Origin of the sequence: Blautia sp. AM28-27 (genome assembly GCF_003480905.1) — a bacterium.
GTDB classification, from domain to species: domain Bacteria; phylum Bacillota; class Clostridia; order Lachnospirales; family Lachnospiraceae; genus Fusicatenibacter; species Fusicatenibacter saccharivorans.
This window is the reverse complement of the sequence record NZ_QUJK01000006.1, coordinates 116,390-132,825: the sequence shown is the minus strand read 5'-3', so window position 1 is coordinate 132,825 and position 16,436 is coordinate 116,390. Positions and strand designations below refer to the sequence as shown.

Sequence of the window (16,436 nt, the reverse complement as noted above, 5' to 3'; positions counted from 1 at the left end):
CGAATCATGCTTGCATGAATATCCGTTTGACCAGCAAAGCCTCTGCCGGAAAGCAAAATTTTTGCCCGGCAGAGGCTTTTTTACTTACTCTGAAACAAATACTACCGGATAGTCAAAAAAGCGCAAATTATCCCTATAGAGTAAAGGAGATGCAAAATTTATCTGCAGTTACAAAAACGGGGTGGAGTTTTTATGGAAACAGGGCAGGAAATCATTGTGCTTTCTGCACGTGAGTGGTAAAATAGAATAGATAATATATAATCTGTTTTGAATAAAAACAGGATATTTTAGATAACATATAATCTGTAACAAGAAGGGGAAAAAATGGAACAATTTATATGGGAAACTCCGGAAGAACTGGATCAAAAACTTGCGCAGCGAGTGAGAAAAATCAGAAAGAGACGTTCAATTACGCAGGAAAAATTAGCATCTATAAGCGGAGTGAGTTACGGCTCAATCAAAAGATTCGAAACGACAGGACAAATTTCCCTGTTATCTTTAACGAAAATTGCAATCGCACTGGATCTTGCAGATGAGCTCAGAAATATTTTCACGCAGGTACCGTATAAAGATATTCAGGAGGTTATCAATGAAACAAGATAAAGTACTGCAGGTGTGTTATGAGGATCAAACGGTGGGAACATTAGCTATGACGGCAGACCACAAAGTGGCATTTCAGTACAGTGATGAATGGCTGGAAACCGGATTTTCGATCAACCCATTTTCATTGCCTTTGCAAAAACAGGTATTTGTTCCAGTTAAGGATCATTTTGAAGGATTATTTGGGGTTTTTGCGGACAGTCTTCCAGATCATTGGGGCAGATTACTGTTGGATCGCCTGTTACGGGCACATAAACAAAATCCGGATGAACTGACCGTACTGGATCGTCTGGCGATTGTGGGCACATCGGGGATGGGAGCGTTGACATATCACCCGGAAAAGAATTTTCCAGAGGAGCAGAGCAGTGCAGATCTGGACAAACTGGCGGAAGAGTGTCAAAAGATACTGAATACAGAGTATTCGGATAAACTGGACGAATTGTATCTGCTGGGAGGTACCAGCGGCGGAGCAAGACCTAAAATCATGACAACCATTGATAATGAAGAATGGATTATCAAATTTCCAGCGCATGTGGACGGAAAAGATGCAGGAAAAATGGAATATGACTATTCCTGCTGTGCCAAGGCCTGCGGAATTATGATGAGTGAAACGAGATTGTTTCCATCAGAAAAATGTAAAGGATATTTTGGAACTAAAAGGTTTGACAGGAGAAACTGTTTGAAAGGGAAAAAGAAAGTGCACATGTTGACGACAGCTGCAATTCTGGAATTGGATTTTGAGCAGCCAAGTCTGGACTATCATGGATTAATGAAACTGACAAAAATCATGACACGCAATTGCGATGAAGATGTTGAAAATATGTTCCGCCGAATGTGTTTCAATGTTTTTGCACATAACAGAGATGATCATTCGAAGAACTTCACGTATTTGTACGAAGCAGACGAAGATAAATGGCATTTAAGTCCGGCATATGATCTTACTTACAGTAATACGTATTATGGCGAACATACTACGTCAGTAGATGGAAATGGAAGAAATCCAGGCAGAAAAGAGTTACTGGCGGTAGGAACTGGTGCAGGGATGAAAAAGACAAGGTGTGAAGAGATCATAGACGAAATTGAGAAAAAAGTAAAGGAAATGTTGGAAGAATATCTTTTGGGTAAGTGATTCTCTTTGCATTCAAAAAATTTTAAACAGCAAGTTATTAACAGTTAAATAAAAAAGAGTTGCCCGACAAATGAACACTATAAGTACCTTGCTACGAGTTTTATTTTCGTAGCAAAGTACAAGATAGTACAGAGATAAAAATATGTCTCATTTGTCGTTTAACTCTTTACATTGCGCTTTTATTTCTTCTATCGAATCCTTCAATAACTTTAATCTGGCAGGCTACTTTCTAAACAAAGTCGTCCCCATCCCACCCGCCTGTTCGGGTATTCGCTCTCGGATGCGATGGGTTTTGCACCTGCAATGAGATAAGCTTTCAGTTTTTCACCATATAAAAACGGGTCATTTCCGCGCAGAATGCCCCATTCCATCATAAGCGCGGCGCTTCCCGATACAAAAGGCGTGGCAAACGAGGTGCCGGTGAAGGAAGCATAGCCGCCGCCGGAACGGGGAGCTGGGATATTGACACCCGGGGCGGCGAGATCAGGTTTGATTTCGTGGAGAATACGGGTATAGCCGCGGCCGGAGAAGCTGGCATAGGAGGAGAGGCGGGGATCATAGGCACCGACCGTGATAGCGGAGCGGGCGGTGGAAGGGATGGTGAGTGTGGTGTCGGCAGTGGGAGAGAAGAAGCGGGTCTGTAGACCGATGGCATTTCCGCCGGGAAGCCAGAGGTCAAAGGAACCAGAGATCAGGCGGCCGGGGGTGAGACGCAAGGTCCAGATGCCGTTTTCGACGGACAGATGGTTTCCTGTGCCCTGAAAGGTCAGGTAAATTTCCTGCGCCTGGCTGTAGGGGGATGGCATGCCATAAAACAGGAGAAGTTCTGTCGGACCAAGCGTCAGACGCGCCGTGCCGAGGACAGGAGAGAGCGTGCCGGAGCGGATGCCGCCGGGGGAAATCAGTTCGATCGAGATTTCATCCCCATAAACCTTCCAGATCTGGAGACTGAACGAGGATTCATAAGCACCGACCTGAAATTCGACGGAGACAGCGCGGTCAGCCGTTGCCGAGACCGCAGACGTCGCAGCCGGATCAGATGTCGCACGGACTGTTTGCGTCTGACCGGACGACTTGCGATCCGACTTTAGGTTCCCGGCATAATGGCGTCCGGTATCCCCTTCATTTCCTGCCCCGATACAGATCACGTTCTGCCCTAAATTTGACACTGCATTCAAATACGTTTCAAGTAAGGAATCCCCGCTGTGCGAACCGTAATTATTCCCGAAGCTCAAATTAATCACAAGCGGCCGCTCCACCAGAAGTGCATATCTTACGCAGAAATCCACCGCCTGCAGCAATTGCGATGTCCGCGGCAGATCCGCCGGATCAGGATTCCCAAGCTTTACGACCACGAGTGTTGCTTCCGGTGCCACGCCCCGCATGGCCGCATATGCCGAGGATCTCCCATTTCCCGCTGCGATTCCGAGCACCGCTGTCCCATGCCCCGTTACATCGCGGGACGGCACGAGGGCAAACCGTTCTTCCGGCGTAGAAGATGCAAGTGCCTCATTGATCTGCTGCCGTGTATATACCGACCCAAGAGCATACCCCATCGGAGGATTCCCCGGAATCGTCTGATCCCATAAAATTGCAATTCGGCTTGTCCCGTCCGGTGCGCAGAAATCAGGATGCGCATAGTCCACGCCTGAATCAATGCATGCAAGCAGCACCCCATTCCCAGACAGACCCATAACCCCCTCCTGCACAGGCGTAATACAGGATATGCTCCGCACAAATGCATCTGCGAAATAAAGTAATTTCGGTTTCTCCAGATAGGTAATCTGCGGCAGTCCTGTCACGTAATCCATCAGGGACTCCGGAACCAGAAGAATGGCATACGAAAACAGCAGCAGCGTCACACGAACTCCCTGCCCCTCCAGAAAAGCCAGGTCTCCCTGATACTGTACAATTACTTCCCATGTTTTGCTGTAAGAGTTATAACCTGCCGAAAGCTCCGGCACACGCCGCCGTTCGACTTCCGTTGCGGCCAGCGCAAGGTTCAACAGGTTTTCCCTTTTTTGATCAGTCATTACAAAAACTCCGTCCAAAATGTTGTTAAAATCTATTCCGCTTTTCCGGGAAATATGATATAATCGCCATCGTACAATAGGGGTACAGATCTGCTTTTTGGAGTGCATCGAAAAATGGTTTTACGATGCCGCCTGGCGGGTCTTTACTATTTTACGCAAAATGCTTTTGCATTGAAGGGAGAGAACATGAAAATTATCATTGTGGGCTGCGGAAAAGTCGGAACCGCACTGACCGCCCAGCTGAGCCGCGAGGACAACCTTGTGACGGTCATTGACACAGACAGTATTGTCGTCCGCAACGTCTCCAACACCTACGACGTTATGGGAATTGTAGGAAACGGAGCAAGCTATCAGGTGCTTCAGGAGGCGGATATTGAGCATGCGGATCTGATGATTGCCGTAACCAAAAGTGATGAAATGAACCTGCTTTGCTGTGTCATCGCCAAACAGGCGGCAGACTGTCACACCATCGCCAGAGTCCGAAACCCGATGTATCGGGAGGAGAGAGAATTTATCCGTAAAAAGCTGGGTCTGTCCATGATCATCAACCCGGAGCACGCGGCCGCCATGGAAATGGCAAGACTGCTGCGGTTCCCATCTGCGATTGAGATCGACAGCTTTTCCCGCGGAAGAATCGAAATGCTGCGCTTTAAAGTGCCGGAAACATCGAAAATTGTCCATATGTCGCTGCGTGAGCTGGCCGGAGCGCTTCAGTACAGTCTGCTGGTCTGTGCTGTTGAGCGAAATGGCGAGGTTTACATACCGGATGGAAATTTTGTGATCCAGGCAAAAGACAGCCTTTCCATCATTACCACACCGCAGAACGCAGAGAGCCTGTTTAAGAAAATTGGTGTTCATACAAACAAGGTACACAATACGATGATCGTCGGCGGCGGTGAAATTACGTATTATCTCGCAAAATCACTGGCAAATATGAACGTCGATGTCAAGATTATCGAGAAAAATAAGGATCGCTGTGAGGTTTTAAGCGAAGCACTGCCAGATGCAACCGTTATTTACGGTGACGGAAGTGACCAGGAGCTCTTAAAAGAAGAGCGCATCCAGAATATGGATTCCTTTGTGGCCTGCACCGATATGGATGAGGAAAACATCATTCTGTCGCTGTATGCGAAAGAGAAGGTATCCTCAAAGGTTGTAACGAAAATCAACCATCTGGAATTTAATGATGTTATCCACAGCCTGAACCTGGACAGCCTGATCTACCCGAAACACATCACCGCAGAGTACATTCTGCAGTATGTCCGGGCAATGAAAAACTCCATCGGAAGCAACGTTGAGACGCTGTATAAGCTGATGGAAGACCGTGTGGAGGCTCTTGAGTTTATCGTGAACCAGAATTGCCGTATGATCGGCATCCGTCTGCAGGATATGAAAACACGGCCAAACCTTCTGGTAGCAGCGATTAACAGACAGGGAAAGGTCATCATTCCGGGTGGACAGGATTCCTTTGAGGCAGGAGATTCCGTCATTATCGTAACAACGGAAACCGGTCTTCAGGATATCCATGAGATTCTGGCAGAGTAACGGGGGAAGCGGATTATGAACTATAAAATGATTCGTTTTGTCATCAGCTGGGTGCTGAAAGTGGAAGGTATGCTGATGCTACTTCCGGCGCTGGTCGGAGCCATGTATCAGGAAAAGACAGGCTTTGCGTATCTTATCTGGGGACTGCTCTGCATTGCGGCCGGTCTGATTCTCTGCTTCAGAAAACCGTCCAATATGGAAATCTATTCCCGCGACGGATTTGTCTGCGTTTCGTTAAGCTGGGTTGTCCTTGGTGTTTTCGGAGCGGTTCCGTTTGTAATTACGGGGGAAATTCCGTTTTATATCAATGCGCTGTTTGAGATCGTTTCCGGTTTCACAACGACAGGAGCCAGCATTTTGAGCGATGTGGAAGCACTTTCACACGCCAGCCTGTTCTGGAGAAGCTTTTCCCACTGGATTGGCGGTATGGGCGTTCTTGTGTTCATTCTTGCATTGCTTCCGATGAAGGGCGGTTCCGTCATGAACCTGATGAAGGCAGAGAGCCCGGGACCGACTGTTTCCAAATTTGTTCCGAGAGTGCGCGGAACCGCTAAAATTCTGTATCAGATTTATCTTGGCATGACACTTTTTACCATTGCTGCCCTGTTGCTTTCCGGCATGAAGACATTTGATTCTGTCACACTCGCCATGGGAGCTGCCGGAACAGGAGGCTTTGCCGTGTTGAACAGCGGTTGTGCAGTGTACACACCACTGCAGCAGTGGATTCTGACAATCGCCATGATTGCGTTCGGTGTGAATTTTAACTTTTATTATCTGATGCTTTGCAAAAAGGGAAAGGCCGCCATTTCGTCCCAGGAGGTAAGAGCGTATTTCCTGATTATCCTTCTGGCAGGAGGCGTGATTTCCTGGAATACCTATCCGATGTACCATTCCATCGGTGAAGCGGTGCGGACTGCCTTTTTCCAGGTTGGATCGATTATCACGACAACGGGTTATTCCACGACGGACTTTGACCTCTGGCCGGAGCTGTCAAAATGTATTCTGGTGATGCTGATGTTCATCGGAGCCTGTGCCGGTTCAACGGGAGGCGGAATCAAGGTTTCGCGAATCCTGATTCTCTTAAAAACCGTGAAAAAAGAGCTTGGTTCGATCGTACATCCGCGCAGTATCAAACGCATCCGTTTCGACGATCACCCGGTAGAGCATGAGGTTCTGCGGGCGATCAACGTATTTTTGATTGTTTATCTGGTGATCTACAGCTTTTCCATGCTGATCATCAGTGTGGATGGATTTTCCTTCGAGACAAACTTCACGGCAGTTGCCGCAACACTGAACAACATCGGACCGGGTCTTGACCAGGTAGGACCGACCAGTAACTTCTTTGGATACGGTCCGGTTTCCAAGCTGATTCTGATTTTTGATATGCTGGCAGGCCGTCTGGAACTGTTTCCGATGCTGATTCTTTTCTATCCGTCTACCTGGAAGAAGAGAGGATAAAGCGGTTCACCGGGAAGAAAAGGGACTTTGCGTCGGCGGGAAACTGCCGGGAGCAGAAGGAAAAGAAAAAATGGTTACGATTCACAGGGTTTTCCAAAAAAAACAGAAAGACGGAATAAAGTCAGGGTGCATTTCCTGACCACAGGCAGAAAGGAAGGAACTTATGAGTAACTGGGAAAAGAATGTAAGAAAAGTTGTGCCGTATGTACCGGGCGAGCAGCCGCATGAGGCTGATATGATTAAGCTCAATACGAATGAGAATCCGTATCCGCCGTCACCAAAAGCCGCAGAGGCGATCAGACGGGTAGCAGAAGAGGATACCCTCCGTCTCTATCCGGATCCGACCGCGGCAGAACTGGTGCAGGCGATCGCGGATGTCTACCACGTAAGCCCGAAGCAGGTTTTTGTCGGCGTCGGTTCGGATGATGTTCTGGCGATGGCGTTTATGACGTATTTTAACTCTGACAAACCGATTCTTTTCCCGGACATTACGTATTCCTTCTACGATGTCTGGGCGGAGGAATTCCGTATTCCGTACGAGCAGATCCCGCTCGATGAAAATTTCTGCATTGTGCCGGAGCAGTATTTTGCAGAGAACCATCCAAATGGCGGAATTGTGTTCCCGAACCCGAATGCACCGACGGGTGTGGAGCTTTCGCTTTCTGCGATCGAATCGATATTGCAGCATAACCCGGATGTGGTTGTGATCGTAGATGAGGCATATGTCGATTTCGGAGCAGCCACTGCGCAGCCGCTGCTGGAAAAATATGAAAATCTGCTGGTTGTGCAGACAACATCAAAATCCCGTTCGCTTGCCGGCATGCGCATCGGCTATGCAATCGGAAATGAGAAGATGATTTCGTATCTGAATGATGTGAAATATTCTTTCAATTCGTATACCATGAATCAGACCACGATCGCAGCCGGAGCCGCAGCGATCCGCGATGTGGAATATTTCCGCAAGACGGTGAAAAAAGTGGTGGAAACGAGAGAGTGGTCGAAGGAAGAGCTGAAAAAGCTGGGATTTTCTTTCGAAGATTCGAAATCGAACTTTATTTTCGCAACGCACAAAAGCGTACCGGCCAGGAAGATTTTCCAGGCACTCCGGGAACGCCACATCTATGTGCGTTACTTTGAGAAACCCCGCATTGACAATTATCTGCGGATTACGATTGGTACGCGGGAAGAAATGCAGACGCTGTTTGATTTTTTGAAAGACTATTTAACTGAATCAAGCAAGTAGCGAAGCGGATTGCGAATATCCGCTTGGCAAGAGGGATGAAGCAGCTGAAAACATAAAACAGAAGAAGAGTATCTGCAAAGGAGCAGAAGAAAATTTTAAAGGGGGACTGCCGTCGGACTCAGCCATGAGATCCGACGGCAGTTTTAGAAGGTATTTGGGTATGAACAAAGAGAAGAAAGAAGTAGTAAAGGTAAATCAGATTACGGAAGGTGTTATCTGGCAGCAGATTCTGATCTTTTTCCTGCCGATTCTGTTCGGAACGTTTTTCCAACAGCTTTACAACACGGCAGATGCCATGATTGTCGGACACTTTCTCGGAAAACAGGCACTTGCGGCGGTCGGCGGAACGACAGGTACACTGATCAATCTGCTGGTCGGATTTTTCGTCGGACTTTCCAGTGGTGCGACAGTTGTTATTTCACAGCATTACGGAGCCAATAAAGAGGACAAGGTTCAGTGGGCAGTACATACGTCCATTGCCTTTTCCATTCTCGGAGGTATTGTGCTGACGGTAGTCGGCATTGGATGCTCGAGATGGATGCTCGAACTGATGAACACGCCGGATGACGTTGTAAACTATGCGTTGATTTATATGCGTGTTTATTTCCTTGGAACCATCGGAAACCTGATTTACAACATGGGTTCCGGTATCCTGCGTGCGGTCGGCGACTCGAAACGTCCGCTGCTGTATCTGATCATCTGCTGTATGACCAATATCGTGCTTGACTTTTTATTTGTTGTCGGTTTGCAGATGGGTGTTATGGGTGCGGCGCTTGCAACCATTCTGTCGCAGATCATCAGTGCGGTTCTTGTTATGGGTTCCCTGATGCGGACAAGAGATATTTACCGGCTTCATCTGCGGAAAATCAGCATTGACTGGATTATGCTGAAACGGATTATCCGCATTGGTTTTCCTGCAGGCGTACAGTCGATTCTGTACTCGGTATCGAATGTAATCATTCAGTCTGCCGTCAATTCGCTTGGAACCAACAATGTGGCTGCGTGGGCGGCTTACGGTAAGGTGGACGGTCTTTTCTGGATGATGATCAATGCGCTCGGTATTGCGGCGACAACCTTTGTCGGTCAGAATTACGGTGCGAAAAAGATGGATCGTGTACACCGCGGTGTGCGCACCAGCATGATCATGGCATTCCTGATGACGGGTCTGATGGTTGTGTTTATGTGGTTTATCGGCGATACCCTGATTTCTCTGTTTACCACAGATACGGCGGTGCGTGAAATCTGTCACGGACTGATCCATTTCCTGGTGCCGACCTTCTTCACCTATATTTCCATCGAAATCCTTTCCGGTGCACTCCGCGGTGTCGGAGACGCATGGATTCCGATGTTTATCACCGGAATAGGAATCTGCGGAGTACGTATCGTGTGGATGACGGCGGTTCTGCCGCATTTCCACTCCTTAAAAGGAGCGGCCTTCTGCTATCCGCTGTCGTGGGTAATCACAACGATTGCATACTTTATTTATTACCTGTTCTTCAGTCAGCTGAGTAAGCGGAAAGAATTGAGGAGTATCTAACAGAATGTTCAAACTGTTTTAACAAAACTGTGTTATACTATGATGATACCAGGGTCAAAAGGTCAAAAAATGAGTAAGTAGCCATTTTTCAAAGAAAAATGAGCGGATTACAAAGGAAAGACAGGTGGAACGTAAGATGGTAAGTGAAAAAGTAACGATTGTCAATCCGTCAGGACTGCATCTTTTAAACGCGGTAAATTTGTCAAACAGTGTAAGCCGGTACAAATCTTCCATGTCGTTTACCTATGAAAACAACGGGATGCAGGGAACGGTTAATTTAAAGAGTATTTTGAGTATCGTCGCCGCAGGAATCAGGCAGGGAGACACTATTGAGATCTGCAGCAGCGGGGAGGATGAAGAGGAAGCACTTCAGGCGGCCGTTGCCGCAATTAAAAGCGGGCTCGGAGAGACGCCGGAGTGAGGAGATAGGAACATAGAATAGAAATAAAGAAAAGGACCTCGCTTTTTGAAAAACGGAATGGGAAACCGAACCGTGTTTCAAAAAGCGAGGTTTTTTCAAATACGCTTTCGGGAAAGCTGCGGTGGTCGGTTTCGCAGACACATCGTCAGAAAAGTTTCCTAAACAGGAGGTATAAGGCCGGAAAAAATGTTCACACTCTGAATAAAGCAAAAAATGCAGAGAAAAGGAGTGCAGAACAAAATGGCAAAGCAGAAGAAAATTGATCTGGGACATATGACGGAGGAAGAAAAGATGAAATACGAAATCGCAGGCGAGCTGGGGCTTTTAGACCGCGTGCTGAACGATGGCTGGCGGTCGCTCACTGCAAAAGAGACGGGGCGGATCGGCGGCCTTGTGACACGGCGGAAGCGGCAGATGGCGGCGGAAGAGCAGAAAGAAGCAGGAGAAAGATAACCGGTTCCTTTTTAATTCGTGTCTATTGGAATATCAGAACAAAAGGTTTATACTGAATGCATGGGGCCGCAAAAGGTCAATAAAAATTCTAAAGACAGGAGAAAAATGGAGAAATGGCAAAACTTGTATGTAACTTTATTTCTTATGCGTTAAAAAGAACCGTGGATATCACGGTCGTTCTTCCGAGCGTGACGATTCCGGAAGCAATGCAGCTTCCAATGCCGGGAAAGGAGAACCCGGTGCCGCCGACACATGAGGTGAAAGAAAAATATCCGGTGCTGTACTTACTGCATGGTATGGGAAACAACCACGCACAGTGGACCGGTTATACGAATGTGGAACTGTTTGCAGAAGAGAGAAACATGGCAGTTGTAATGATTTCGGGGGAAAACAAATTCTATCATGATTCTCTGGACGGCGAACCGTTTTTCGATTTCGTAGCAAAAGAAGTTCCGGAATTTGTGACCAATTACTTCCCGATTTCCGCGGAGCCGGAGCACAGCTATATCGCAGGATTATCGATGGGTGGTTACGGCGCACTGCTGCACGGCCTTTCCAATCCGGAACGGTTTGCAGCGATTGGTTCCTTCTCCGGCGCAGTCATGCCGGTGGGCGATCCGGAAAAAGTGGAAGGTCTGATTGACGGTCCTCTCGATGTGAAATGGCTGGTGAAAAAAGCTATTGCGGACGGAAAAAAGATTCCGCCACTGTATGTGACCTGCGGCGAAGAGGATATGCTGTATGAGATTAATACAGAGTTTAAGGATTATCTGAAGGAAAATGGAGTGGATGTCACCTGGGTATCCGTACCGGGATACACCCATGAGTGGAGATTCTGGAATCTGGCAGTCGAGGAGTTTCTAAAATGGATTCCGAGAACCGACGGCTATGCCGCTGGTGGAAAGCGGCAGATCTGATAAGGCCGATGAAAACAGAAAAATGGTGTGGAGACAACCTCTTTGGAGGCGTCTCCGCACCATTTTTTTGATTTTACAGGAAACTTCATTGAAGTGTGCTATACAGTTTTATAAAATTACGCTTTTTTCTGTGCAGCCATCCACTCCAGAATCGGAGTCTCTTTTCCGTCTGTCATAACCGGTTTGCCGTCATAATCAAGAACACATTCATCGTTCAGCATCGGGATCCAGGACCAGTGGCCGATGTATTCGAATGGGGTGCCATCTGCATTTTTCTGTGTTCCGGTGTGATCGAGTACCTTGTCCCAGTAGGTGAAGTGTGCATTCGGGTTGACCTTTGCCAGACGCTCATAGGTCGGAACGACAAAGTCATCCGGAACGACAACGGGGTCGGTTTTTGCGTGTGTAAACCAGATCGGCAGATCTTTGAGCTTCAGGATGTCTTCATCGGAGATAAATGCATCCGCCAGAGCCTCGCAGACCGGATATGCGGCAGCGTAGCGGGACGGGTTGAAAATGATCTGTTTCATGGTCATAAAGCCACCGTTAGAGCAGCCGCCGATGTAGATGCGGGAGCGGTCGATCTGCGGATGGGCATCCACGAAAGCACCGATCAGGGCATCGAGAACTTCGGTATATTTGGAAGAACCGTCTTTGGTATATTCGCCGGTTCCGTCATCCATCCACATGGTCGGAGCCTGCGGAGCGAGCAGGTAGGTCTTGCCGCCGAAAATTTTCTGAACCTTTGGGGAAATCAGGTTTACAACTTTATTTCCGATTGCTGCAATCGGCGGCTCCTGTCCGCCCTCACCTGCGCCGTGCAGCCAGATGATCAGCGGGATTTTTTCATCCGCATCCATTTCCGGCTCGTAGTAAACGTAGGAGAGCGGAATCTGCGGATCCTCGTAGCGGTCTTCTTTGAGCCATTCACCGTAGATGACGCGGTTTCCGCCGTCTACGTCGAACGTCTGCGGAGAAATGGCACCATCGTCTGTTGCAATTTCAGAGACTTGTGTCACATCGTAAGCGACATTGACAAATACATTAAAATTACCATTGAATTTGATGATCGAGCCGATTCCTTCCATGATAAAACACGGCAGCTCCAGCGTCAGGCAGGTGCCGTCCTCGCACGGTGCACCGGTTTTATCAGAAACGTAAACGTTCGAAACGCGGCGGATTCCGTCCATCGAGTCATCTGGTTTGTCGCCCATAAAATTCGGCCATACAAAATCCTCGCCCTCGGTGGATGTACGGGTAACGTGTACCGTAAACTGCTCCGGAGATGGGGCCGCACCCTTCATGCTTTTGCCATAATCCAGAATTACTTTCGAAATATGCGGACCGAAATCAAAAACTTCGGTAATGGTATAATAAGTTCCGTTCATTTGTAAAAACCCTCCTTTGGTACGGAATGTACGCTCAGCGTCTTTCTGCACTCGCTTTTGCGACTGACAAAAATCATCTCACAAAATCAGGTACAGAAAAAGCTTGAGAGTACAGTTGTTTACATGGGCAGAAAAGACGGTATTGGTAATGGTAGAATTTTTTTCTGCCCGACAATATCAGTTTACTACAGACATTTCAAAAGAAAAAGTACAAATCAGAGATAAATTTGCACGGAGATGCTTTTTCATTGCTGTTTCACTGCGTAAGAAACCGCAGAAAAGTGTCAAAAAACCGCAGAATCGTTGTTTTCTGCGTTGAAGCGATATGAAATAATAAAATTATACAAGGTAAAAGGGAGGTTTTACGAGATGATTACAAGACTAGAGGAGATTCCGGTAACGAAAGAAAGCTATCCGTTTGCCAGTGCGGAGCGTTACCTGAAGCTGTCGGAGCGCGGTTATGTGGAGAAGGAATATTATATGTATGGAACGGCCAATGTCTATGAGACTGCAGACGAGCGCGGCGGCGTCCGTGTGCGCACTGTGGATGCGCCGTATACAAACCGCATCATCGTCCGTGCACCGCAGGACACTGCAAAATGCAGCGGAAACGTTGTAGTGGAGATCATCAACCCAACGAGTTTTATGGAGATTGACCGCATGTGGATTCTCGGCTGGAAGAAATTTGTGCGGGACGGAGATATCTATGTGGGAATCACAAGCAAACCGAATACGATCGCCAAAATGGTAGAGTTTGATGAAAAGCGTTACGGCCGTCTTTCCTGGGCCAACCCGACGCCGGATGTGCCGTTCTCGGAGCGACTGCAGGCCACAGGCGGCCTTGGCGATCTGAATCACGACTATGAGACCGGGCTCTTCTGGGATATGCTGACAGATCTTGCGTGGCTGCTGCGAGGTGAAGAGGAGCAGAATCCGATTCGGGAATATAAAAGAGAATACGTCTATTTGACGGGTTGGTCACAGTCGGGATCCTATCTTTTCCGCTATCTGAACAGCTTTGCCTACCGCCCGGATGCAGCACGCGGCGCGCGTGTGTTTGATGGCTATCTTTCCGGTGGCGGAGTCCATTCCCTTGGTATTCCGGTCAACCAGTATGAAACCATGGCTCCGTACCATTACAGTCTGACACGTGTGGAAAAGGCGCGCGAGCCGTTTATCGCTGTGCAGACGGAGAGTGAAAACGGAAGAATGGAAGCATGGCGCATTGCCCAGCCGGACAGCGATGATCCGGAGTTCCTGTTCCGCCAGTATGATATGACGGGTGCAAGCCATGACACTTCCTATAGCTACGTGGACTACTATCAGAACGATCCGGATCTGGTGCGGATCAATCATCTGCCATTTTATATGGGAAAAAATGAGGAAGGAAACGACTATCCGTCCCAGATTCTTTTTGCGGCAGCATTTCGGAATCTCTTTACCTGGGTACGGACAGGCGCAGCTCCGGCGCACTGTGACCGGATTGCGATTGACAGCAACGGAGAGAACAAAAAGGATGCTTTCGGAAATACAATCGGTGGACTGCGTACCTGCCTCCTTGACTATCCGACCGGAAGATACAGCAATACCAGCGATATTGAAAAAGGCCAGAATTTCCTGGATCCGGAATCGGAAAAAGAAGGATTGTTCGGTTATCAGCAGGCGTTTTCGAAAGAAATGATAAAAGAGCTGTATGGAACATTGGCACATTACCGGGAAATGGCGGAGAAAAACACGAAAGAGCAGGTAACGAAAGGCTTTGTCTGCCGCGAGGATGCGGCGGAGCTGGTTGAGATTGCCGTGGAGCTTGCAAAAAAACGCGGGCTGGAATAAAAAAATAACAAACAGATACAGCCGGCTTTTGAACAGAATAAAGGTTGCCGTTCACCGGAAGTGAACGACAACCATAAAATCAGATTTGAGGAGCGTACCCGAAAGAAAAGCCGGGCGCGCTCTGTGCAGATAAAGGAGAAAACAAAATGGGGATGAAAGCAGAACAGTGGAGACAAATTATTTTATCGTTTCAAAGTGAGAAAACATACGACAATCCATTCCTCGATGTTTCGGTCCTGGGAATTTTTACAGGGCCTTCCGGCCGAAAGATCAGAAGAGAAGCATACTGGGACGGCGGAAATACCTATCGGATTGCCTTTGCGCCGACCGAAACCGGAATGTGGAGCTATAGGCTGGAAGCACCGGAGGAGACGGGACTTTCCGGAGTGCAGGGAACAATCGAATGTATTCCATACGAAGGAAAGCTTGCTATCTATCAGCACGGATTTCTGAAAGTGCATCCATCAGGAAAATATCTGACGTATGCAGACGGAACACCGTTTTTCTGGCTCGGCGATACGCACTGGGAATTTGCTTTCGGTGAGCGCTGGGACGAGTCGAACCATCCGCAGATGATGAGCATGTTCCGCGGTATGGCGGACCGCAGGAAGGAGCAGGGCTATAATGTTTATCAGACGAACCTTCGAAGCGACAGCTGGCGGGAGCAGAAGAGCCGTTACTGGGAGGCAGATGCCGCGGACGATGTGCCGAATGTGGCATTCTATCAGAACGAGCTCGACCGCCGTATGCAGTATCTTGCGGATCTCGGCTTCGTCAACGCACTTGGTTTTGCCTGGTCCGGCTCGATCGAGCAGGGCGTGGAGCATCAGAAACATCTGGCGCGTTACATCATCGCGCGTTACGGCGCCCTTCCGGTTGTGTGGACACTGGCAGGCGAAGTGGCAGGCTACTTCCCGGGCGAGCCGCGCGAGCGTGCGATTAAGGGCTGGCGCGAGGTCGCAGAATACGTGGAGGAGATGGACGGCTACGATACCCTGCAGACCGCACATTACACGAATGAGCGTCCGTTTGCAGATTACTATTATGATGAACCGTGGTTTGACTTTGTACTGAACCAGGCCGGTCACGGCGATTTCCCGATCAATGTGTCCTGGTACCGTTCTTATCAGAAAGAGCATGGAACAAAGCCGTTCATCGAGGGCGAGTCTCTATACGAATATTGTTCCACGCTGGAAGAAAACGGAACCCGTCTCTGCACCGATGCCATGCTGCGCCGCGTGGCATACATGGCGATTCAGACTGGTGGCTGCGGCTATACATACGGCGCACAGGGCATCTGGGATAATATCTGGGAGGTAAGTGACATCAACCCGTACTTTAATGCATTCAACAAATTCGGCATCACCTGGGCAAAAGCGATTGATGGACCGGGCGGTGCGCAGATGGGATATCTGAAACGTTTCTATGAAGAGCACCACTTCGAAGAGATGGTGCCGTACGATCCGGCAGAAGCGGAAGAGAACATCAGCCCGTTTTCCAATAAGCTGGCGGCTGCCACCATCAGCCGGGATAAGACGAGAGCGCTGATTTATTACGGCGAGATGGACGGAATGAGCACACGGATTGCAGGCCTTTGCGACGGAATCTATGCAGTTTCCTGGTTTGATCCGAGAACGGGAGAGACAGAAAAAGCAGAAGAACAGGTAGAAGTGCGGCAGGAATCGTGCATTATGCCAAAGAAACCGGCGGCGGGAGACTGGATGCTGATAGCGGAATGTATAGAAAAAACGGAAAAGTGATAAAAAACTATACAAAGTGCAGAAAGAAACCGCAGAAAAGTGCAAATTCATCGCAGAATTGTTCTTTTTTGGAGGTAGGAAAGCCGATATAATAAGATCATCAAATGAGTCACGGCCGA

General features: G+C 48.3%; 13 protein-coding genes. 11 read left to right on the top strand and 2 right to left on the bottom strand.

Annotated elements, in window-relative coordinates:
• Positions 1-324: 324 nt before the first annotated feature.
• Together DW743_RS10500 and DW743_RS10495 are read left to right on the top strand one after the other, a co-directional pair.
• Positions 325-603 carry a helix-turn-helix domain-containing protein gene (locus tag DW743_RS10500; protein WP_055227803.1) on the top strand — a complete coding sequence of 93 codons (279 nt, stop codon included), beginning with the start codon at positions 325-327 and terminating at the stop codon, positions 601-603.
• The gene (locus tag DW743_RS10495) at positions 590-1,729 is read left to right on the top strand and encodes a type II toxin-antitoxin system HipA family toxin (protein ID WP_055227801.1); all 1,140 of its coding nucleotides are present in this window, start codon (positions 590-592) and stop codon (positions 1,727-1,729) included. Before DW743_RS10500 ends, DW743_RS10495 begins: the two co-directional genes overlap by 14 nt.
• Positions 1,730-1,938: 209 nt before the next feature.
• On the opposite strand, the gene DW743_RS10490 is transcribed toward DW743_RS10495, so the two are convergent.
• The gene (locus DW743_RS10490; protein WP_055220843.1) at positions 1,939-3,762 is read right to left on the bottom strand and encodes a S8 family peptidase; all 1,824 of its coding nucleotides are present in this window, start codon (positions 3,760-3,762) and stop codon (positions 1,939-1,941) included.
• Between the two features lie 114 nt (positions 3,763-3,876).
• Between DW743_RS10490 and trkA the strand changes: the two genes are divergently transcribed.
• From trkA to DW743_RS10455, 7 genes are all read left to right on the top strand, one after another.
• Positions 3,877-5,307 (top strand): Trk system potassium transporter TrkA, encoded by a 1,431-nt coding sequence (trkA, locus tag DW743_RS10485; protein ID WP_264466079.1) that lies wholly within the window; start codon positions 3,877-3,879, stop codon positions 5,305-5,307.
• Between the two features lie 15 nt (positions 5,308-5,322).
• Positions 5,323-6,765: a TrkH family potassium uptake protein gene (locus DW743_RS10480; protein ID WP_117761452.1), complete on the top strand. Its 1,443-nt coding sequence runs from the start codon at positions 5,323-5,325 to the stop codon at positions 6,763-6,765.
• Between the two features lie 163 nt (positions 6,766-6,928).
• Entirely contained in the window at positions 6,929-8,008 is a 1,080-nt protein-coding gene (gene hisC, locus DW743_RS10475) for a histidinol-phosphate transaminase (protein WP_055220840.1), read from the top strand.
• Between the two features lie 160 nt (positions 8,009-8,168).
• The gene (locus tag DW743_RS10470; RefSeq protein WP_117761451.1) at positions 8,169-9,545 is read left to right on the top strand and encodes an MATE family efflux transporter; all 1,377 of its coding nucleotides are present in this window, start codon (positions 8,169-8,171) and stop codon (positions 9,543-9,545) included.
• A 136-nt stretch (positions 9,546-9,681) separates the two neighbouring features.
• Positions 9,682-9,966 carry an HPr family phosphocarrier protein gene (locus DW743_RS10465; protein WP_117761450.1) on the top strand — a complete coding sequence of 95 codons (285 nt, stop codon included), beginning with the start codon at positions 9,682-9,684 and terminating at the stop codon, positions 9,964-9,966.
• A 240-nt stretch (positions 9,967-10,206) separates the two neighbouring features.
• Entirely contained in the window at positions 10,207-10,419 is a 213-nt protein-coding gene (locus DW743_RS10460) for a small, acid-soluble spore protein, alpha/beta type (protein WP_117761476.1), read from the top strand.
• Positions 10,420-10,532: 113 nt separating this feature from the next.
• Positions 10,533-11,336, top strand: coding sequence for an alpha/beta hydrolase (locus DW743_RS10455; protein ID WP_117761449.1), 804 nt, complete (start codon positions 10,533-10,535; stop codon positions 11,334-11,336).
• A gap of 116 nt (positions 11,337-11,452) precedes the next feature.
• Here DW743_RS10455 and DW743_RS10450 read toward each other — a convergent pair whose 3' ends face one another.
• Positions 11,453-12,724: a prolyl oligopeptidase family serine peptidase gene (locus DW743_RS10450; RefSeq protein WP_117761448.1), complete on the bottom strand. Its 1,272-nt coding sequence runs from the start codon at positions 12,722-12,724 to the stop codon at positions 11,453-11,455.
• Positions 12,725-13,093: 369 nt separating this feature from the next.
• Between DW743_RS10450 and DW743_RS10445 the strand changes: the two genes are divergently transcribed.
• Together DW743_RS10445 and DW743_RS10440 are read left to right on the top strand one after the other, a co-directional pair.
• Complete coding sequence (locus DW743_RS10445; RefSeq protein WP_117761447.1) at positions 13,094-14,557, top strand: alpha/beta hydrolase domain-containing protein; 1,464 nt, start codon at positions 13,094-13,096, stop codon at positions 14,555-14,557.
• Between the two features lie 146 nt (positions 14,558-14,703).
• The gene (locus DW743_RS10440; RefSeq protein WP_117761446.1) at positions 14,704-16,317 is read left to right on the top strand and encodes an apiosidase-like domain-containing protein; all 1,614 of its coding nucleotides are present in this window, start codon (positions 14,704-14,706) and stop codon (positions 16,315-16,317) included.
• Positions 16,318-16,436: the final 119 nt, after the last annotated feature.

Bases quoted from the DNA above. Each gene is read 5' to 3' on its own strand.
- DW743_RS10455 (WP_117761449.1), top strand. From the start codon at position 10,533: ATGGCAAAACTTGTATGTAACTTTATTTCTTATGCGTTAAAAAGAACC.
- DW743_RS10450 (WP_117761448.1), bottom strand. From the start codon at position 12,724: ATGAACGGAACTTATTATACCATTACCGAAGTTTTTGATTTCGGTCCG.
- DW743_RS10465 (WP_117761450.1), top strand. From the start codon at position 9,682: ATGGTAAGTGAAAAAGTAACGATTGTCAATCCGTCAGGACTGCATCTT.
- DW743_RS10480 (WP_117761452.1), top strand. From the start codon at position 5,323: ATGAACTATAAAATGATTCGTTTTGTCATCAGCTGGGTGCTGAAAGTG.
- DW743_RS10470 (WP_117761451.1), top strand. From the start codon at position 8,169: ATGAACAAAGAGAAGAAAGAAGTAGTAAAGGTAAATCAGATTACGGAA.
- DW743_RS10460 (WP_117761476.1), top strand. From the start codon at position 10,207: ATGGCAAAGCAGAAGAAAATTGATCTGGGACATATGACGGAGGAAGAA.
- DW743_RS10500 (WP_055227803.1), top strand. From the start codon at position 325: ATGGAACAATTTATATGGGAAACTCCGGAAGAACTGGATCAAAAACTT.
- DW743_RS10495 (WP_055227801.1), top strand. From the start codon at position 590: ATGAAACAAGATAAAGTACTGCAGGTGTGTTATGAGGATCAAACGGTG.
- DW743_RS10490 (WP_055220843.1), bottom strand. From the start codon at position 3,762: ATGACTGATCAAAAAAGGGAAAACCTGTTGAACCTTGCGCTGGCCGCA.
- trkA (WP_264466079.1), top strand. From the start codon at position 3,877: ATGGTTTTACGATGCCGCCTGGCGGGTCTTTACTATTTTACGCAAAAT.
- DW743_RS10445 (WP_117761447.1), top strand. From the start codon at position 13,094: ATGATTACAAGACTAGAGGAGATTCCGGTAACGAAAGAAAGCTATCCG.
- DW743_RS10440 (WP_117761446.1), top strand. From the start codon at position 14,704: ATGGGGATGAAAGCAGAACAGTGGAGACAAATTATTTTATCGTTTCAA.
- hisC (WP_055220840.1), top strand. From the start codon at position 6,929: ATGAGTAACTGGGAAAAGAATGTAAGAAAAGTTGTGCCGTATGTACCG.